The organism is Aureimonas populi, from assembly GCF_017815515.1.
Taxonomy (GTDB): domain Bacteria; phylum Pseudomonadota; class Alphaproteobacteria; order Rhizobiales; family Rhizobiaceae; genus Aureimonas; species Aureimonas populi.
Genome location: NZ_CP072611.1, coordinates 951,558 through 968,782, shown reverse-complemented (window position 1 = coordinate 968,782; position 17,225 = coordinate 951,558). Strand labels below are relative to the sequence as shown.

The window sequence follows — 17,225 nt, the reverse complement described above, 5'->3', positions numbered from 1 at the left end:
TTGGCAGACCTGATCGTCACCAACGCCGTCGTCGTCACCGTGGACCCGCAGCGGCGTGTCCTGCACGACGCCGCCATCGCCATCGAGGGGGAGCGGATCGTCGATATCGGTCCTACCGGCGAGGTCGCGGCACGCCATCCCGCCCGTGAGGTGATCGACGGAACCGATATGGTGGTGCTGCCCGGCCTCGTGGACGTGCATGCCCATGCGGGCCACGGCTTCATCAAGACGCTGGCGAGCGGCGATAGCGCCCGCTGGTTCGAGGCCTGCCGCATCGCCTACACCGTCGCGTCCACGCCGGAGTTCTGGCACGCGGAGGCGCAACTCGCCGCGCTGGAGCGCACGCGTTTCGGCGTGACGACCGGCGTCTCGCTGCTGGGCGGCGGCGATTCCATCATGCGCACCGACGACCCCGCCTATGGCGACGCCCATTGCGAGGGCGTTCTGGAGGTCGGAACGCGCTCCGTGGTGGCCGTCGGCACCACGCGTCCGCCTCATCCGCTCACCTACGCGCGCTGGAACGGGGAGGAACGGCACGACTATCCCGTCGATTTCGAGACGCAGCTTGCCACCGCCCTCGACCTTCTCGCCCGCTGGCATGGCACGCATGGACGGCGCATCAACATCGCGCTGCTCACCCCCACCTTGCGGCCGGAGGAGGGCGACGCGGCCGCCGATGCCCATCGGGACGAAGCGACCCGACAGGCCCGGCGCGTCAGCCAGGAAGCGCGCGCGCATGGCGTCGTCTTCACGCAGGACGGTCACCGGCGCGGGTCGGTGGCTTACGCGAACGAACTCGGGATTCTCGGGCCGGAGGCCCTGCTCTCCCATTCCACCGGCCTGACGGAGGAGGAGATCGCGATCTGCGCCGCCACCGGCACCAGGATCGCCCACAATCCCAGCGCCATCGCCTCGGTGTTCGACCGCTGCCCGGCCACGGAGCTGATGGAGGCGGGCGTATGCGTCGCGCTGGGCTCCGACGCGACCGCGCCGGACCGCTCCGGCGACATGTTCCGCCACATGCAGCAGCTGATGCACTATCACCGCCGCCACCATCGCGACCCATCCTGGGTTCCGCCCGGCAAGGCGCTGGAGATGTGCACCATCGAGGGAGCGAAGGCGCTCGGCATGGAGGACGACATCGGTTCGATCGAGATCGGCAAGAAGGCCGACCTCACGCTGGTCGACATGCGCCGGCCCCACCTCTACCCCGCCAACATGCACGTCTCTCACGTCATCAACTTCGCCAACGGCAACGACGTGGACACGGTGATCTGCAACGGTCGCATCCTGATGCGCGGCCGCAAGGTTCTCACCGTGGACGAAGACCGCGTCCTGGACGAAGCCCAGCGCCAGACCGAGCTGATGCTGGAGCGCGGCGGACTGACAGCCCTCACGAAGCTGCCCGAGACATTCTGGAATTCGCTTCGCATGGGAGGCGGCCGCGCCTGACGCGAACCAGCGCCGGTCAACGCCGGGCGCGAAGCCCGGCGCTTCGCGTATCGTGCGCTCCGCGGACGATGCCGTCTCAGTCCGCCGCGGTCACGCCGGCCTGACCGGCGAAGGGCTGAGCGCGGGAAGCGGCGCGACGTCGCGACCGGGCGCGAGAAGCGTTGTGATCGTAGCCTCCTCGACGGGTTCCTAGAGTTCCAGGGAGAACGAGCGAACGTGTCTGCCGCTGGCCCTCGACAGACGCTTCTTTCACGACGGCCCCGGACGGTTCTCGTGTTCGTGGGGGAGCCAGCGGGAATCTTTTCTGATCGCCATACCGAGCAACGCCTCGCTTCGGGTTATCAGGTCTTAGGACTGCCACGTTGTCCCGGTGGCTCGATCATGATGACCTCTGACACCCGCTCCCGCAAAATCCGTTTTGCAGCGATGGCAAAGCGTTCGAAATCCTCGGATCGAGCGCTGGTTTTGCGCCAGGCGATACCGATCGCCCGGAAGGGAACGTCGCCAGCAATCGACCTCGCTACCACCAACTCCTCCCGTTGCACCTCCGAGCGTACGTAGAGCGACGGCAGGAGCGCGATCCCCATGCCCATCGCCACCATTTGGCGAAGCGTGTCGAGGCTCGTACCCTCATAATCGTTCGACACGAAGGCACCTGCTTCCGCGCAGATCTGGCTGACCAATTCGAACAGCCTGTGTCCGCGCTCCATCGTGAGAACCGTTTCGCCCTTGAGGTCGGCGCGCTCGATGGTCTCGCGTCCAGCCAGTGGGTGGGATCGAGGAACGACGACCTGCAACGGCTCGCGGAAGATCGGCGCGAAGGTGAAGTCGTCACGCAGCATGGGAAGCGGGCAGATCACGATGTCATGCCGTCCCTCGTCGAGATGATCGAGGAGGATGTCCGGCAATTCATCACGCACGTAAAGCCGCAGGCCCGGATAGGTTTCGCGCAGGCTCGGGACGAGGATCGGCAGCAGGTAAGCGCCGAGCGTGTTGACGACGCCCACGCGCAGCACGCCTGTCAGGCCGCCCGCGCCGGCCTTTGCGAGCGAGTGTATGTCCGCGACCTCGTTCAGGATCGCCCGCGCGCGCCGCACGATCTCGTTTCCGACGGGTGTCAGGAAGACGCGGGATCGATTGCGCTCAACGAGCCGCGTACCAAGCCTTCGTTCCATATCGCGCAACTGCATCGAGAGCGTTGGCTGGGTGACATGGGTCAAACGAGCGGCGCGACTGAAGCTTTTCGTATCGGCGATGGCGACAAGATAACGAAGCTGCTGCAGGGACGGCATTGCACGCCTCTTATAGATTTTCTCGATCCTCTATCGCTTGGTTTTCGATTTTACAAATCCGTCTTGCGTGGCCATGGTCGTGTTCGTGGGCGTTGGCCCGCAAGAGATGGCTTCAAGCAAAGCAGACGGGCGCCGTACTGCGGGGCGAGAACTCGAAACCATATGGACCGCACAGCTTCGAGACCGTCCGCTTTCACAGGTTTGTTGCGTTTCTTGCCCGCCGGCTTTCTTACGGCTCTGTTCGTCGCGTTCGCCGCCGCGCTTCCGGTTATCGCCGCCGGCCAGGTTCTCGACTGGAACGCCGAGTGGGTGCCGTCTCTCGGGATAGGCTTCGCCGTCCGCCTCGATGGCCTGTCGCTGGCCTTTGCTCTCCTCGTGACGGGGATCGGCGCCCTGGTGATGCTCTACGCCGCCAGCTACTTTCGCACCGACGCGCGGCTCGGCCGTCTGCTCGTTCTTCTGTCGCTCTTCGCTGCCTCGATGCTCGGCCTCGTTCTGGCCGACGACGTCATCACCTTCTTTCTGTTCTGGGAAGGCACGACGATCACCTCCTTCCTTCTCGTCGGCTTCGATCACGAGAAGTCGAGCGCGCGCAGAGCTGCGCTTCAGGCGCTTATGATCACCTCCATCGGCGGGCTCGCCCTTCTGGCCGGCCTCGTCCTCATGGCGACGACCACCGGAAGCTGGCGCTTTTCGCAGATCAACGCCGGCGGCGAGCTTCTTCAGGCGAGCGCGGCCTATCCGGCCATCCTCGTGCTGGTCGCGCTCGGGGCGCTGACCAAGTCGGCGCAGATGCCGTTCCATTTCTGGTTGCCGAACGCCATGGCCGCGCCGACGCCGGTGTCGGCCTATCTGCATTCGGCGACCATGGTGAAGGCCGGCGTGTTCCTCCTGGCCCGTCTCTCACCCTCTCTGGGGGGGAGCGATCTCTGGCTCTGGCTTTTGGTGCCGTCGGGTGCGGCGACCATGCTGATCGGCTCGGTGTGGGCGCTGCGGCAGACCGACCTGAAGCTGATGCTGGCCTTCACGACGCTGATGGCGCTGGGGCAGATCGTGATGCTGCTCGGCCTCGGCACGGTGGCGGCCGTGACGGCCGCGATGGTGATGCTCCTTGCTCATGCTCTGTATAAGGCAGCGCTGTTCTTGGCCGTCGGCATGATCGACAAGGGCGCGGGCACACGCGAATATCCCGAACTCGGCGGGCTCGCGCGAGCCATGCCCGTGACTTTCACCGCTATCGCCCTCGCCGCGCTTTCCATGGCGGGGGTCGCCCCGTTTCTCGGCTTCGTGGCCAAGGAACTGGTCTACGACGGCTCTCTCCACGCGCCATGGGCGATCGCCGTGGTGTCGGCCGTGCTCCTTTCCAATGCGCTGATGGTGGCCGCGGCCGCGATGGTCTCCCTGCGCCCCTTGCGCGGAGCCCTTCGCGCACCCAAGGCTTCGCCCCGAGATCCAGGCTGGACATTGGCCGCCGGCCCGATGCTGCTCGCTGGCGCCGGTCTGATCTGCGGTCTCATGCCGGCGGCGATCGGACAGCATCTTGTCGGGCCGATGGTCGAGGCCGTGACCGGCGCTCCGATGAGCGGCGATCTCGGCCTCTGGCACGGGTTCAACGTGGCCCTTCTCCTCAGCGTCGCCACCTGGGGACTCGGCGCGCTTCTCTATGGGCGGCTCGATGCGATCCGCGACGCGCTTGCCGCTGCGCAGGGCCGGCTGCCGCGCTTCGAAGGCTGGTACGACGCGATGATGGTCGTGATCGTTCAAGGGTCCAAGGCCGTCACCGCCCGCATTCAGTCCGGCCGCATGACCGCCTACCTCGCGATGAGCTTCGCAACGCTCGCCGCGCTTCTCTGGGTGGCGGTCCTCTCCGGTGAGGCGGCATGGCCTGCCCTTCCCAGATTGGCACTGATGGAGGTCGCCATTCTCGTGACGATCTTCGCCTCGATCGCCGCCGTCCTGCGCGCGCGCTCGCGCCTTGCCGCGATCACGGCGCTCGGCGGCGTCGGCGCGGGCGTCGCGATGATCTTCACCCTTTACGGCGCCATCGACGTCGCCATGACGCAGCTTTTCGTGGAGATCCTCGTGGTGATCTTCATCGCGGTCGCCTTCGTGGGCCTGCCGATGGGTGAGCGGCCACGCTTTCGCCCCGGCCATGCCGGCATCGCGCTCGCCCTCGGGCTCGGCGTCACGCTGACCATGCTCTCGGTGCTCGGCACCGACATGGACCGCAGGCTGACGGACTTCTTCGAGGCGGCGAGCTATGAGGAGGCCCATGGGCGCAACATCGTCAATGTGATCCTCGTCGATTTCCGTGGGTTCGATACGCTGGGCGAGATCGCCGTCCTGGTGATCGCCGGCATCGCCACCATCGCGGCGCTGCGCGCCGGGCGGACGACACGCAGGACATGAACTCGCTCATTCTCACGACGATGACGCGTCTCCTCGTGCCTTTGATCCTCGCGCTGGCGATCTTCATCCTCCTGCGCGGGCACAACGCGCCCGGCGGCGGCTTCATCGGCGGGCTGCTGGGGGCCATCGCCTTTGCCCTCATCGAGAAAGCGCAAGGGCTGGCGGCCGCGCGCAAGGCCCTTCGCTTCGAACCGATGACCGTTGCCGGGCTCGGGCTTGGCGCCGCGCTTCTCGCCGGCCTGTGGGGCGGTCTTGCGGAAGGCGATTTCCTGCGGGGAATGTGGCCGTTCTACGCGCCCGTGCCCGAAGGGGGCATGACCGGCTGGCCGATCGGCTCGGTGCTGCTGTTCGACATCGGTGTCTGCCTCGTGGTGCTCGGCTCGGTGACGGGCATCCTCTTCGCGCTGGAGGAAACGGTGAGCGAGGCCAAGGAAACCGGAAAGGACGCCTCGTGGAAGTGATGATCGCGGTGAGCGTCGGCGTGCTGGTCGCGGCGGGCTCCTATCTGATGATGTCCGGCCGCCTCCTGCCCTATCTGTTCGGGCTCGTGCTTCTGAGCAACGCCGGCAATCTCGCCATCTTCGGATCGGGCCGGCTGACCTACGCGCGGCCGCCTTTGGTGCCCGAGGGCGCGCAGGCTCTCGAACTGGCGAACGCCCTGCCGCAGGCGCTGATCCTGACCGCCATCGTGATCGGCTTCGGCCTGATGAGCTATACGCTGGCGCTCTCCCTGCGCAGCTGGCAGGAGACCGGGACCACCCGCATGGACGAGATGCGTCTGGCCGAGCCCGAGGAACGGGGCTGATGCTGCTCGTCTGGCCGGTGGCCGTGCCGATGGGCGCTGCGGTGCTCACATTGCTGGCCGCTCGCTCCGTACGCGCGCAGCGGGTGCTGTCGCTCGCCGGAGCGCTGGCGCTTCTCGCGGCGGGAACGGTTCTTCTCGTCACGGTGCTTCGGGAAGGACCGCAGGCCGCGCAGATGGGCGGCTGGGCGGCGCCTTACGGCATCACCATGGTAGCCGACCTCTTCTCGGCCGCGCTCGTCTTCGCCACCGGCCTGATGGCCGTCCTGACGATCTTCCACGGTCTCGTCCGCCCTGGCGACACCGGTGAGCACTTCGGCCACCATCCGCTGACGCAGTCCCTCCTGCTCGGCATCTGCGGCGCGTTCCTGACGGGCGATCTCTTCAATCTCTACGTCTGGTTCGAGGTGATGCTGATCGCCTCCTTCGGCCTCCTGGTCGTCGGCGGGCGACGTGAGCAGTTCGACGCCGCCGTGAAGTATGCCGGCCTCAATCTCGTGGCGACGCTGACCTTCCTCACCGGCGTCGGGCTTCTCTATGGCGCTGCCGGCACGCTCAACATGGCCGACCTGCATCTGACCTTGGCCGGGCGTTCCGGCGAGACCGCCGTCCTGGGGGCGGCGATGCTGCTTCTCTTCGCCTTCGGCGCCAAGGCCGCGCTGTTCCCGGTATTCTTCTGGCTGCCGGCCTCCTATCACACGCTCTCGATCACGACCTCGGCGCTCTTCGCCGCCTTGATGACGAAGGTTGGCGTCTACGCGCTGATCCGGGTGTTCACGCTCGTCTACGACGCCGGCGAGCCGCCGATCGCCAGCCTGCTTCTGTGGGGCGGCGTGCTCTCCATGGTGGTGGGCGTTCTGGGCGCGGCCGCTCAGATGGAGATCCGGCGCATCCTCGCCTTTCACAGCGTCAGCCAGATCGGCTACATGGTGCTCGGCCTCGCGCTCCACACCGGTCTCGGTCTGGCCGGAGCGATCTACTATCTCTTCCACCACATCGTGGTGAAGTCGAACCTCTTCCTCATCGCCGGCGCGGTGCGCGATCGGACGGGTTCGGAAGATTTGCGGACAATCGGCGGATTGTGGAAGCGCTCCCCCGGCCTTTCGATCCTGTTTCTCGTCTCGGCCCTTTCGCTCGCCGGGCTGCCGCCTTTCACCGGCTTCTGGGCGAAGCTTCTGGTGCTGCGCGCAAGCCTTGACGCCGAGCGTTATGTCGCGGCCTTCGCGGTCCTTGCCGTCGGCCTCCTCACCTTGTTCTCCATGACGAAGATCTGGAACGAGGCCTTCTGGAAGCCGCATCCGGGAGACGCGCGAAGGCGCTTTTCGTCACGTCTTGCGCTGATACCCGTGGCGCTGCTCGCTGCGATTACGTTGGCAGCCGGCGTCGTGGCCGAACCGTTCATCGACGCCGCCACGGAGGCGGCCGCGCAGATCGTCGACCCAGCCCGATATCTCCAGGCCGTCGGTGTGACGAGGGAGCTTTCCCCATGACCGTTCTTCGCAAGCTCTGGTTCGCCGCCCTGCTCGCCGTGCGGTTCCTGTTCGACCTGACGATGTCGAGCATTGCGGTCGCCCGGGTGGTGTTGTCGCCTCGCGCACAGGTGCGTCCGCGATTCGTGTCGATCCCCCTGGCCTCGCGCAGCCCCCTGGAGGTGACGCTGGTCGCCAACTACATCACTCTGACGCCCGGCACGCTGACGGTGGATGTCAGCACCGATGCCCGAACTCTCCTGATCCACGATCTGAGCGCCGGCGACGACAGCGCGTCGAGCCGAGCGGGTGTCACGGAAGGCATCGAGCCGCGTGTGCTCAAGGTGACGCGATGATCGTGATCGAAACCGCTGGCGGCGGCATCTTCGCTCTTGCCCTGAACCTCACCGCCGCGATGCTCGCCCTCGCGCTCCTCGCAGCGATCTGGCGCCTGATCGTCGGCCCGACCGGGCCTGACCGCGTCGTCGCCCTCGACATGGTGGCGATGCTTCTGGTGGTGTTCCTGCTGGTCTTTGCCATGGCGACGGCAACCTACGCCTATGTCTACGCCGCGATCGCGCTCGCCCTGATCGCCTTTCTCTCCACCGTGGCCTTCGCCCACTATATCGAGCGCACGATGGACAAGAGCGATGAGTGACTGGTTTGCAGCGCTTCTTCTGGTCTCAGGCGGCTTCTTCTGCCTTGTCGCCGGCATCGGCGTGCTGCGGCTCGGCGACGTCTACTGCCGCATGCACGCCGCCACCAAGGCCGGAACGATGGGTCTGGCGCTGGTCGCTCTTGCCATGATGGTCCGAGCCGATAGCCTGGTCGCGATGGTGGAGCCCTTCGCCGTCTTCCTGTTCATGATCGCGACTGCCCCCGTGGGCGCCCACCTCATCGGCCGAGCGGCTTTGCGCAGCGCTTCCCCGGTCGTGCCGGAGACGAGCGCCGACGAGGGGTGCGAAGCTTTCGACATTCCGGCGAAGCAAAGCAGCGAAAGCTGACCGAACCAAGCCGGATGCGGGTCATGCACTGTGTCCGCTCCACGACATCATCAAAGCCCATGTCCTGACCGCCGAGCGCCTTTACAGCGACGATACGACCGTGCCGATCCTCGCCAGGGGCGAGACGGTCGAGGCGGAGGCACGCCGGGAACCGGCAAAGAGTATCACACTATACTTCCCGTCGCCTCCCCAAAACCCGACAATCACGTTTCAAAAGGGGAGCAAGGCATGTCGCCGTGATCTTGAAGCCTTGCGGGAGGAGAAACGCATGAACCGCCGAATGATCATTCTGGCAGCAACACTGGCCCTCGTCGCGCCCTGGAGCGCGCCGGCGCTGTCGCAGGCAGCCTATCCCTCGCAGCCGGTGATCTGGGTGGTGCCCTTTCCGCCCGGGGGGGCGATGGACGTCATGGCGCGCGCGCTCGGCGGCGAGCTGGCGCAAGCCCTTGGCCAGCCTTTCGTGATCGAGAACAAGCCCGGAGCGGGCGGCAATATCGGCCTGAGCGAAGTCGCGCGCGCCGAGGCGGATGGCCACACCATCGTCATCGTCGCCAACGGAATGGCGGTGAACCCGTATCTCTACACCGAGCCGGGCTACGATCCCGTGGAGGATTTCGAGCCCGTCGTCATGGTGGGCGTGGTTCCCAACGTGCTCGTCGCCAACCCGCAATACAATTCCGCCGAGACGGTGGAGGAGGTCATCGCCCAGGCGAAGAAGGCGCCCGGCGAGATGAGCGTCGGTTCGGCGGGCATCGGTACCTCGATCCATCTCGCCTCGGAACTGTTCCAGTCGCTCACCGGGACGGAGTTCCTGCACGTTCCCTATCGCGGCAGCGGGCCGGCCATCCCCGACATCCTGGGCGGCCGGATCGACTACATGTTCGACAGCGTCACTTCCGCTCAGCCGCATATCGCCTCCGGCGCGCTGCGCGCGATCGCCGTCACGACCCCGCAGCGATCCGCCGCCCTGCCCGACGTGCCGACCATCGCGGAAGCGGGCGTGCCGGGCTACGAATTGATCCCGTGGTTCGGGGTGTTCACACCGGATGGAACGCCGCCCGAGACCATCGCCGTTCTCAACGAGGCGATCAACGAAGCGCTCGCCAGCCCGCAGGTGCTGGAGCGTTTCGCGGCGATCGGGGCGGAACCGATCGGCGGAACGCCGGAGGAGCTTCGGGACCATCTCCGGCACGAGATCAATGTCTGGGGCGTCCTGGTCCCCGAGCGGGGCATCCGGGCCGAATAGGGCGCGCTCCGACCCTGTCGCACAACGCTATCACCCGCTGCGCGCGCGCAGGCCCGCCGAGGTCTGCCGGACGGGGCGCCTGCACCACCGGGACCATCCCGCGCGGATCGATCGCCCGAGAGGCCCGGACCGCCTCCCGCCCCGTTGCGGGCGGCTTCAGACCGCCCGGGAGACCGGATGCACTGTCCGTCGCTTCTCCCGGTCGAAGAAGGCGCAAGGGTCGGGGTCCGGTTGGACGCCGATCCCCGGCCCCGCCGGCAGTTCCACGGCGAAGTCGCGATAGACAAGGGGCTTGGCCAGTATCTCGTGGGCGAAGAGAAGGGGGCCGAAGAACTCCGTTCCCCATTCCAGCGTCTCGGCGGTGGCGAAGAGATGCAGCGAGGCCGCCGTCGCCACCCCCGATTCCAGCATCGTGCCGCCATAGACGCCGATGCCGGCGGAGGCGGCGATAGAAGTGACTTCGCGCGCCCGCGAAAGGCCGCCCGATTGCGCCACCTTCACCGCGAAGACGTCCGCCCCCCGGTTCGCGGCGATACGCAGGGCGCTGGCCGGTCCCGAGAGCGCCTCGTCGGCCATCACCGCGATCTCGCCGGCATCGGTCAACGCCTTGAGCCCGGAGAGGTCGTCGCGCGCCACCGGCTGTTCGACGAGATCGACACCCACCTCCTGAAGGCCGCGAAGGCCCCAGCGCGCTTCGGCCAGCGACCAGGCCTGGTTCACGTCCACGCGGATCGAGGCGCGGTCGCCCACCGCCGCCGCGATGCGTGCGACATGGGCGATGTCCTCACGCACTTCGCGCTTGCCGATCTTGAGCTTGAATATCCGGTGCCGGTGGCGGGCCAGCATGTCCTCGGCTTCCTCGATGTCGCTGGCGGCCTCGCCGCTTGCCAGGGTCCATGCCACGGGCATGGCGCCGCGCACCGCTCCGCCGAAAACCGAGGCCAGCGGCAGGCCGAGACGCCGGGCGAAGCCGTCCCAGAGCGCGATTTCCACGGCGCTGCGCGCGATCGGGTTTCCCTTCACCTGGCGTTCGACAAGCGCGGCGGCGGCAAGGACCGCATCGGCGTCGCGGCCCAGCAGAAGCGGGGCGATGTAGCTGTCCACCGCGAGGCGGATGCTTTCCGGGCTTTCCGGCCCGTAGCTCATGCCGCCGATCGTGGTGCCCTCGCCAAGGCCCACGCTGCCGTCGGAAAAGCGGATCGTGACAAGCACCACGCTCTGCGTCGTCATGGTCGCCATGGACAGGACGTGGCCCCGGATGGTGGGAACGTCGAGGATGGCCGTCTCGATGCGGTCTATGGTGATGGTCAAGCGGGCGGGCCTCTCTGTCGGTCGGCTCCCAGCTTGACGACAGCAGCGGGGCGAATCCAATACCGGTCTCGTCTGGCGTGATACCTGCCGCTCAGCGCGCGCGCACCATGCGGCGCGCCACCTCCTGCGCGATGCGCGCGAAATGATGGACGTGGATGCCCTGCTCGTCGATGCGGTGACTGAGCGAGAGTTCGGTGACGCCCAGCGCCGGCGACACGCGGCGGTATCGGATGCCGTTGCGATGGGCCGAGCCCACGGATTCGGGAACCACGCACACGCCCTCTCCGATGGCCACGAGGCTCAGCGCGGTTTGCAGATCCATGGTGAAGACGCGCCGGGACGTGTCGTGCCCCTGCGCTTCCAGCCGGGCGATCACGAGGTCGGCATAGCTCGGGCGCGGAAACTCCGGGTAGAGGATCAGCGGCAGATGAGCGATCGCGGCGAGCGTCACCGGGCCGCGTGTGTCCGGCGCCACGCCGTCGGGCATGGCCACGATCAGATCCTCGCGGTCGAGCTGCCGGGTCAGGAACTCCGCGTCAGGCAGCATCGGGCGGGCGAAGGCGATGTCGATGCTGCGCCGCACCAGCGCTTGGTGCAGATCGGCGTTGTTCATCGGCATGAGGCTGAGAACCACATCCGGATAGTGCATCCGGAACGATTTCACGATGGTGGGCAGGATGCCGAAGGTGGCCGAGCCCACGAAGCCGATGCGCAGGCGTCCCTCGGCGCCCTGGCCGATGCGCCGCACCTCGAGGAGGATGTCGGCGACCTCTTTCAGAACCGCTCCGCCGCGCTCATAGAGGCGCTGGCCGGCCAGTGTGAGGGTGATGGCGTTGCGGCCGCGATTGAAGAGAAGGGTGCCGAGCTCGGCCTCCAGCTCCCTGATCTGGCGGCTGAGCGGGGGCTGAGCCATGCCGAGCCGTTCGGCGGCCCGCCCGAAATGAAGCTCCTCGGCCACCGCGATGAAATATTTCAGCTGGCGCAGGTTCATGGTGCAGCCCGAGCCTCCCCGCCGGTGCCGGCACGCCTCTTCTACGCACCCGGCCCCATCGGGGCAATCGTGCCGCCTGCCTACTCGGCCGCGATCGCCTCGGTCTTGGCCGCGCCCGGCTGAAGCACGAAGTCGAAGTCGAGGCGAAGCCGGGTGCCTTTCGAATCGTCCTCGCGGAACTCGGCTATCAGGCTCTCCTTCACCGCGAATACGCTGTCCTGGTCCAGCCAGCGGCTGGAGCTGTCGAAGATCTGCGTTACGAGCGTGCCGTAGCCGTCCTTCGACAGGATGAAATGGAGGTGGCCGGGCCGGTTCGGGTGATGGCCCATCGCGCGGATCAACTCACCGGCCGTCTCGTTGTCGGGGATGGGGTAGGGCACGGGGCGCACCGCCACGAGGGCATAGTGGCCGTTCTCGTCGGTGCGAAAGCGACCGCGCAGATTGTAGTCCGGCTGGTCGTGGTCGTGGTTCTCGTAGAGCCCGTTCGGCGCATCCTCCCAGATGTCGATGGTCACGCCGGGCAGGGGGGCGCCCTTCGTGTCGCGCACATGGCCCTCGACATAGACGGTCTCCTCATCGTCGAAATGCTTGAGGATCGTCGAGGCGCCCTTCGGCAAGACCGGCGGGTTCTCCCGGTAGAAGGGCCCCAGAACCGTGGATTCGCTGGCGCCCGCGCGCGCCTCGTTGGTCAGCATGTCCACCAGAACCTCGACGCCCAGAATGTCCGACAGGAGAATGAATTCCTGGCGCTTGTCGTCGGTGATCTGCCCGGCGCGCGCCAGGAAATCGCAGGCATACAGGAACTCGTCGTGCTGGAGCTTCACGTCCTTGCAGAAGCCGTGCAGATGGCGGATCAACGCCGTCAGGATCTCACGTTGCCGATCGGTGATCGGACCGCTCCTGCCCAGCGCGTCGATGACGACATCCGTGACGTTGTCGATGGTGACGATGCCCATGCAGGTTCTCCTCCCGTGGAAATCCCGGCCGCCCACGCCGTTCGAGGGCGCCTCCCTGCCATCAGGGCAGCACGGTTCGCACCGCATGGGAAAGGCCGGAGCGGGTATCAGGTTATATCAATTCCAACCTTGTCCGCCTCACGGGCGTGCGGCGAGGTTGCCGGCAAACGAACATGGGAGGCGCCCTTGCTGAATCAGATAGTTCACATGCAGGCGGAGCTGAGGCGGCGGCCCCATCTTGCCCATCTCGGCCGCCTGTTTTCGGAGACGGTGCTTCTCAAGGTGGATGGGGAGGAGTTCTATCTCACCTTCGAAAAGGGCGATCTCGTCGCCATCCTGCCCGGACCCTCGCGCCGCACGCCCTACCGCTTCGGCTTCGTGACGGATGGCGAGGCCCTCAAGCGGTTCTGGGAGCCGCTTCCGGCCCCCGGCTTTCACGACCTCTTCGGCTTGGTGAAGATGGATCGGGCCCGCATCGAGGGGGACATCCTCTCCCTGGTGAAGAACCTGCGCTTCTTCAAGGAAGTGATGGCCCTGCCCCGGGCGGGAGAGGCACGATGAGCCGCACCGCCGCCGAACCCGCGATCGAGGCCATCGTGGGGCGCTATGTCACGGTGTCCCTGTCCGACGGGCCGCGCCGCATCTATTTCGAGGAGGCCGGACAGGGCCGCGCGGTCCTTTGCCTGCACACGGCCGGAGCCGACACGCGCCAGTGGCGCCATCTCCTCAACGATGCGGGCGTAACGGCCGATCACCGCCTGATCGCCTTCGACATGCCCTGGCACGGAAAGTCCCTGCCGCCGCGGGGCTTCGAGGTGCAGGAATATCTGCTGACGACGCAAGCCTATATCGAGACCGTGCTGGCGGTGGCCGACGCGCTGGGGCTGCAGGACGCGGTTCTGGCGGGTTGCTCCATGGGCGGGCGCATCGCTCTCCAGATCGCCGCGCGCCATCCCGGGCGTTTTGCCGGCTTCATCGCCATCGAGGCCTCCGACTTCCAGCCCGCCTGGTACGACATCGACTGGTTCCACCGGCCCGACGCGCATGGCGGAGAAATGGGGGCCGCGCTCGTCTCGGCCAATATCTCCCCGCACGCGCCGCAGGAGGAGCGCTGGAACACGCAGTGGATGTTCATGCAGTCCGGGCCGGGCGTGTTCCGGGGCGATCTCAGCTTCTACACGCGCGACGACAGCCTCGTGGAGCGGCTCGGCGAGATCGACACGGATCTCTCGCCGGTTCACATCCTCGTCGGGGCCTATGACCTGACCTGCACGCCGGAGGATGCGCGCAGGACGGCGCAGGCGATCCGGGGGGCGACCCTGACCGTGATGGAGGAGCTCGGCCACTTCCCGATGAGCGAGCATCCCCGGGCCTTCCGCCCCTTCTTTCTCGATGCCCTCCAAAGGATGAGAACCACGACGTGACAAGAAATCGCGGAGGCGGCGCGACGTTGTCCGGCGGCTGTTTCGTCTGAGCCGTCAGCATCCATCAAGATATATCTCCGAGCTGCGTATTCGAACCAAGAGCTTCCAGAAGCTGAAACGCGTTCTGCGTGGCGGCGCCGTAGGTCGTGTTGTCGTAGATCGTCCAGACGTCGGCGCCGCGCGTGGCGAGCGAAGCGACGGCTTTCGCATGAGCCTCAATGGCTTCCGTTCCATAAGTCGACTCGTAAATGCGAGGGGAGCCGTGCAGCCGAAGATAGGCGAGGCCGCTCCAGCCTCCGGGTTGCGCCGCCAACAATGGTTTGGCCGGGTCCGCCGCGACCCGTGACACACGCTGCCCGCCCAACATGCGGTCGACCTCCGGCTGGAACCAGCTTGCATGTCTCGGCTCCAGGACGACAGCCGCCGTGATCGTGGCCTTCAGCTCGTCGATGAATCGTTCGGCAGCGTCGCCGGGATAGGCGAAACTCGGGGGAAGCTGAACCAGGACGGGGCCGCGTTTGTCGCCCAGGCCGCTCGTTTCCTCGGCAAAGCGCTCGATGAGCGCCCCGCAGTCGATCAAGCGGCGTTCATGAGTGATCGTCCTGGGCAGCTTGACCGAGAAGCGGAACTCATGCGGCACGCTTGCCGCCCAGCGCTCGTAGGTCGTGCGCCGGTGCGGCCGATAGAAACTGCTGTTGATCTCGACGGCCGAGAAGCGTGCGCCATAGCGTTCAAGGTGCGTGCCGACCGAAGGGAACTGCTTGGCCAGCGCGGATGGGATCGACCAGCCAGCGATGCCGACGCGAATGGACATGAGCGGCTCCTCCTGCGAACGGACGACGCCGAAAGGCAACTCCCGGCGTGCACCATTTGAGAAACGCGATATGGGCCGCCACGGGTCATAAATACGTAACCCCGAGCGTTTCGGGCGGCGGGCTCGCCTGGTCCGCGCGGCTATTGGTCGGTTTCGGGTTCCACCAGTTGGCAGGCTTGCGGCGCTATTTCTGCTGGACAGGGCGCGGCGAGCGACATCATAGCGGCAGGGCGTTGTCGGGCGCGTCGTGACCGGCGAAGACAAGGAAGGCCTTGTCCTCATCGGGGCGTTCGCGAAAGCCGCCGGAGGTGCCGATGTCCGGCCGAGCGGGGCAGATCGTGACGTTCGATTTGCCGCCACCGAGCCTCACTTACGGATGCGGCCGCCAGCGGGTGCCGGCGGCCGCGGAGTTCGGATCGTCGAGTGTTACTGCGCGGAGGCGCGCTGCTCCGTGGGCGCGAAGTCGAGGGCATGCGTCATGACGTGATAGATGACGTTCTGCTCCATGACGCCCTGGAAGAGATGCGCCCAGGGGCCCTGGGCGAAGATTGCCACGTCGTCGCCGGCATGGGTCTCGCTTTCGAGCGGCACCAGCGCTTGCTGGAGGAAGTCGGGATCGCTGGTGTCGACGCCGGTCAGGTCGGCGCGCGGCTCGTCCAGGCGCGCGCCCGGACCGTTCTGGTAGCCGAGCGTCGTGTAGGGCTTGCCGTCGTCGGCCGTGCCGGCCACGCCGAGGATGTCGTTGCCGCGCGCGGGATAGCCGGCCATGTTGAAGACATGGCTGTGGTCCGCAGTCAGGACGATGAGCGTCTCCTCCGGATCGACCGCGTCATAGGCGGCCTGTACGGCCTGCGAGACGGCGATGGTGTCGGTCAGGGCGCGATAGGCGTTGCCGGCGTGATGGGCGTGATCGACGCGTCCGCCCTCCACCATCAGGACGAATCCGTCCTCGTTCTTCGACAGAAGCTCGATCGCCCTGGTCGTCATCTCGGCGATGGAGGGCTCGCCGCCGGTGTCGCTTTCGCGATCGGCTTCGTACTGCATATGGCTGCGGTTGAAGAGCCCGAAGACGCGGCTCGTCACCTCCGGGTCGATGGCGTCGAACTGCTCCCGGTTCCAGACATAGGCGCCGTCATCGTACCGATCCCGCCATTCGGCGATGAGATCGCGCCCGTCCTGCCGCGCGCCGGCCCGGGTCTGGTCCTCGGGATCGGACTGATCGGCCGGCATGAAGTTGCCGCGCCCGCCGCCCATCACCACCTCGAAGCCGTCGCCGGCCGGCCAGTCGATCAGTTGCGAGGCGATGTCGGCGCAGCCGTTCCGGCGCGCTTCGTCGGTCAGGTCGGTGTCGTTCTCCCAGTCGCGGCCCGCCGCCTTGGCGAAGGTGGCGGCGGGGGTGGCATGGGTGATGCGCGCAGTCGAGACGATGCCGGTGGCGAGCCCGGCCTCCTCGGCGAGTTCGAAGATCGTGGTGACTTCGGCGCCCTTCTGGCTGGCGCAGACGTCGACTTCGATGGCCTGGGTCACGCCGATGGTGCCGTTGACCGATTTCACGCCCGAGACCATCGCGGTGGAGGTGGGAGCCGAATCCGCCACCTGCGCGTCATGCGTATAGGTCTTGGAGAGCGCGACGTAGGGCAGGAGGTTCTCGAAGGCGAGCGTGTTGGGTTCGCCATCCTCGCCCCGGAACTGGCCTTCCAGGATGCGGGCGGCGGTCACCGTGGGAATGGAGAGGCCATCGACGACGAAGAGGATGACGTTCTTCGCCCGGCCGGTATTGGGCTGGCGGGCGATCAGCGTGGCGAGGTCCTCCTGCGCGGAGCGGAAATAGCTGTCCTCGGCCTGGCGCACCGTCGTCTGTGCGAGAGCGGGAGCGGTGGCGGCGAGGGTCGAGACGCCGGCGAAGAGGGCTGCGGCAAGCGGCTTCATGAGCGGTGCCTTCCTTGGATCGTTTGAGGGCCCTGAGCTTGCAGGGGATCGCGAGGCGACTTCTAGGTCCGGGGCCTGACGTGCCGATGGCATTCGCATGACATCCCTGCGGCCGTTCGATTGCAA

At 66.8% G+C, this 17,225-nt stretch carries 17 protein-coding genes; 11 read left to right on the top strand and 6 right to left on the bottom strand.

Features of this window, described 5'->3' with window-relative positions; genetic code table 11:
• A complete protein-coding gene (locus J7654_RS04495; RefSeq protein ID WP_209738603.1) occupies positions 1 to 1,452 on the top strand; it encodes an amidohydrolase family protein in 1,452 nt (483 codons plus the stop codon).
• 341 nt (positions 1,453 to 1,793) lie between these two features.
• Here the strand turns inward: J7654_RS04495 and J7654_RS04490 are convergent, their stop codons facing one another.
• Positions 1,794 to 2,744, bottom strand: a complete 951-nt coding sequence (locus tag J7654_RS04490) for a hydrogen peroxide-inducible genes activator (protein ID WP_209738602.1) — start codon at positions 2,742 to 2,744, stop codon at positions 1,794 to 1,796.
• Between the two features lie 213 nt (positions 2,745 to 2,957).
• Here J7654_RS04490 and mbhE point away from each other — a divergent pair, with 213 nt between their 5' ends.
• The 8 genes from mbhE to J7654_RS04450 all read left to right on the top strand — a co-directional run bounded on the left by mbhE (position 2,958) and on the right by J7654_RS04450 (position 9,674).
• Positions 2,958 to 5,153, top strand: coding sequence for a hydrogen gas-evolving membrane-bound hydrogenase subunit E (mbhE, locus tag J7654_RS04485; protein WP_209738601.1), 2,196 nt, complete (start codon positions 2,958 to 2,960; stop codon positions 5,151 to 5,153).
• Positions 5,150 to 5,614 carry an MnhB domain-containing protein gene (locus J7654_RS04480; RefSeq protein WP_209738600.1) on the top strand — a complete coding sequence of 155 codons (465 nt, stop codon included), beginning with the start codon at positions 5,150 to 5,152 and terminating at the stop codon, positions 5,612 to 5,614. The genes mbhE and J7654_RS04480 overlap by 4 nt, the downstream gene beginning before the upstream one ends.
• Positions 5,614 to 5,958: an NADH-quinone oxidoreductase subunit K gene (locus J7654_RS04475; RefSeq protein ID WP_245195742.1), complete on the top strand. Its 345-nt coding sequence runs from the start codon at positions 5,614 to 5,616 to the stop codon at positions 5,956 to 5,958. Before J7654_RS04480 ends, J7654_RS04475 begins: the two co-directional genes overlap by 1 nt.
• Positions 5,958 to 7,445, top strand: coding sequence for a proton-conducting transporter transmembrane domain-containing protein (locus tag J7654_RS04470; protein ID WP_209738597.1), 1,488 nt, complete (start codon positions 5,958 to 5,960; stop codon positions 7,443 to 7,445). Before J7654_RS04475 ends, J7654_RS04470 begins: the two co-directional genes overlap by 1 nt.
• Positions 7,442 to 7,780, top strand: a complete 339-nt coding sequence (locus tag J7654_RS04465) for a Na+/H+ antiporter subunit E (protein WP_209738594.1) — start codon at positions 7,442 to 7,444, stop codon at positions 7,778 to 7,780. The genes J7654_RS04470 and J7654_RS04465 overlap by 4 nt, the downstream gene beginning before the upstream one ends.
• Positions 7,777 to 8,082, top strand: coding sequence for an MrpF/PhaF family protein (locus tag J7654_RS04460; protein WP_209738592.1), 306 nt, complete (start codon positions 7,777 to 7,779; stop codon positions 8,080 to 8,082). Before J7654_RS04465 ends, J7654_RS04460 begins: the two co-directional genes overlap by 4 nt.
• On the top strand, positions 8,075 to 8,428 hold the full coding sequence (gene mnhG / locus J7654_RS04455; RefSeq protein ID WP_209738590.1) for a monovalent cation/H(+) antiporter subunit G: 354 nt from the start codon (positions 8,075 to 8,077) through the stop codon (positions 8,426 to 8,428). The genes J7654_RS04460 and mnhG overlap by 8 nt, the downstream gene beginning before the upstream one ends.
• A gap of 268 nt (positions 8,429 to 8,696) precedes the next feature.
• Positions 8,697 to 9,674: a Bug family tripartite tricarboxylate transporter substrate binding protein gene (locus tag J7654_RS04450; RefSeq protein WP_209738588.1), complete on the top strand. Its 978-nt coding sequence runs from the start codon at positions 8,697 to 8,699 to the stop codon at positions 9,672 to 9,674.
• Positions 9,675 to 9,830: 156 nt separating this feature from the next.
• On the opposite strand, the gene J7654_RS04445 is transcribed toward J7654_RS04450, so the two are convergent.
• The 3 genes from J7654_RS04445 to J7654_RS04435 all read right to left on the bottom strand — a co-directional run bounded on the left by J7654_RS04445 (position 9,831) and on the right by J7654_RS04435 (position 12,932).
• Positions 9,831 to 10,985 (bottom strand): muconate/chloromuconate family cycloisomerase, encoded by a 1,155-nt coding sequence (locus J7654_RS04445; protein ID WP_209738586.1) that lies wholly within the window; start codon positions 10,983 to 10,985, stop codon positions 9,831 to 9,833.
• Positions 10,986 to 11,076: 91 nt separating this feature from the next.
• Positions 11,077 to 11,976, bottom strand: a complete 900-nt coding sequence (locus J7654_RS04440) for a LysR substrate-binding domain-containing protein (protein WP_209738583.1) — start codon at positions 11,974 to 11,976, stop codon at positions 11,077 to 11,079.
• Positions 11,977 to 12,056: 80 nt separating this feature from the next.
• Complete coding sequence (locus J7654_RS04435; protein ID WP_209738581.1) at positions 12,057 to 12,932, bottom strand: dioxygenase family protein; 876 nt, start codon at positions 12,930 to 12,932, stop codon at positions 12,057 to 12,059.
• 186 nt (positions 12,933 to 13,118) lie between these two features.
• Between J7654_RS04435 and J7654_RS04430 the strand changes: the two genes are divergently transcribed.
• On the top strand, positions 13,119 to 13,493 hold the full coding sequence (locus J7654_RS04430; RefSeq protein ID WP_245195640.1) for a hypothetical protein: 375 nt from the start codon (positions 13,119 to 13,121) through the stop codon (positions 13,491 to 13,493).
• Positions 13,490 to 14,356 carry an alpha/beta fold hydrolase gene (locus J7654_RS04425; protein ID WP_209738579.1) on the top strand — a complete coding sequence of 289 codons (867 nt, stop codon included), beginning with the start codon at positions 13,490 to 13,492 and terminating at the stop codon, positions 14,354 to 14,356. The genes J7654_RS04430 and J7654_RS04425 overlap by 4 nt, the downstream gene beginning before the upstream one ends.
• Before the next feature lie 64 nt (positions 14,357 to 14,420).
• On the opposite strand, the gene J7654_RS04420 is transcribed toward J7654_RS04425, so the two are convergent.
• Complete coding sequence (locus J7654_RS04420; protein ID WP_209738577.1) at positions 14,421 to 15,170, bottom strand: DUF72 domain-containing protein; 750 nt, start codon at positions 15,168 to 15,170, stop codon at positions 14,421 to 14,423.
• 426 nt (positions 15,171 to 15,596) lie between these two features.
• Complete coding sequence (locus tag J7654_RS04415) at positions 15,597 to 17,099, bottom strand: alkaline phosphatase family protein (RefSeq protein WP_209738575.1); 1,503 nt, start codon at positions 17,097 to 17,099, stop codon at positions 15,597 to 15,599.
• Positions 17,100 to 17,225 lie beyond the last annotated feature (126 nt).

What these genes read in the sequence shown, in the direction of transcription:
- J7654_RS04480 (WP_209738600.1), top strand. Translation starts at nt 5,150, where the DNA reads ATGAACTCGCTCATTCTCACGACGATGACGCGTCTCCTCGTGCCTTTG.
- J7654_RS04475 (WP_245195742.1), top strand. Translation starts at nt 5,614, where the DNA reads ATGATCGCGGTGAGCGTCGGCGTGCTGGTCGCGGCGGGCTCCTATCTG.
- mnhG (WP_209738590.1), top strand. Translation starts at nt 8,075, where the DNA reads ATGAGTGACTGGTTTGCAGCGCTTCTTCTGGTCTCAGGCGGCTTCTTC.
- J7654_RS04490 (WP_209738602.1), bottom strand. Translation starts at nt 2,744, where the DNA reads ATGCCGTCCCTGCAGCAGCTTCGTTATCTTGTCGCCATCGCCGATACG.
- J7654_RS04435 (WP_209738581.1), bottom strand. Translation starts at nt 12,932, where the DNA reads ATGGGCATCGTCACCATCGACAACGTCACGGATGTCGTCATCGACGCG.
- J7654_RS04425 (WP_209738579.1), top strand. Translation starts at nt 13,490, where the DNA reads ATGAGCCGCACCGCCGCCGAACCCGCGATCGAGGCCATCGTGGGGCGC.
- J7654_RS04465 (WP_209738594.1), top strand. Translation starts at nt 7,442, where the DNA reads ATGACCGTTCTTCGCAAGCTCTGGTTCGCCGCCCTGCTCGCCGTGCGG.
- J7654_RS04460 (WP_209738592.1), top strand. Translation starts at nt 7,777, where the DNA reads ATGATCGTGATCGAAACCGCTGGCGGCGGCATCTTCGCTCTTGCCCTG.
- J7654_RS04440 (WP_209738583.1), bottom strand. Translation starts at nt 11,976, where the DNA reads ATGAACCTGCGCCAGCTGAAATATTTCATCGCGGTGGCCGAGGAGCTT.
- J7654_RS04450 (WP_209738588.1), top strand. Translation starts at nt 8,697, where the DNA reads ATGAACCGCCGAATGATCATTCTGGCAGCAACACTGGCCCTCGTCGCG.
- J7654_RS04415 (WP_209738575.1), bottom strand. Translation starts at nt 17,099, where the DNA reads ATGAAGCCGCTTGCCGCAGCCCTCTTCGCCGGCGTCTCGACCCTCGCC.
- J7654_RS04470 (WP_209738597.1), top strand. Translation starts at nt 5,958, where the DNA reads ATGCTGCTCGTCTGGCCGGTGGCCGTGCCGATGGGCGCTGCGGTGCTC.
- J7654_RS04420 (WP_209738577.1), bottom strand. Translation starts at nt 15,170, where the DNA reads ATGTCCATTCGCGTCGGCATCGCTGGCTGGTCGATCCCATCCGCGCTG.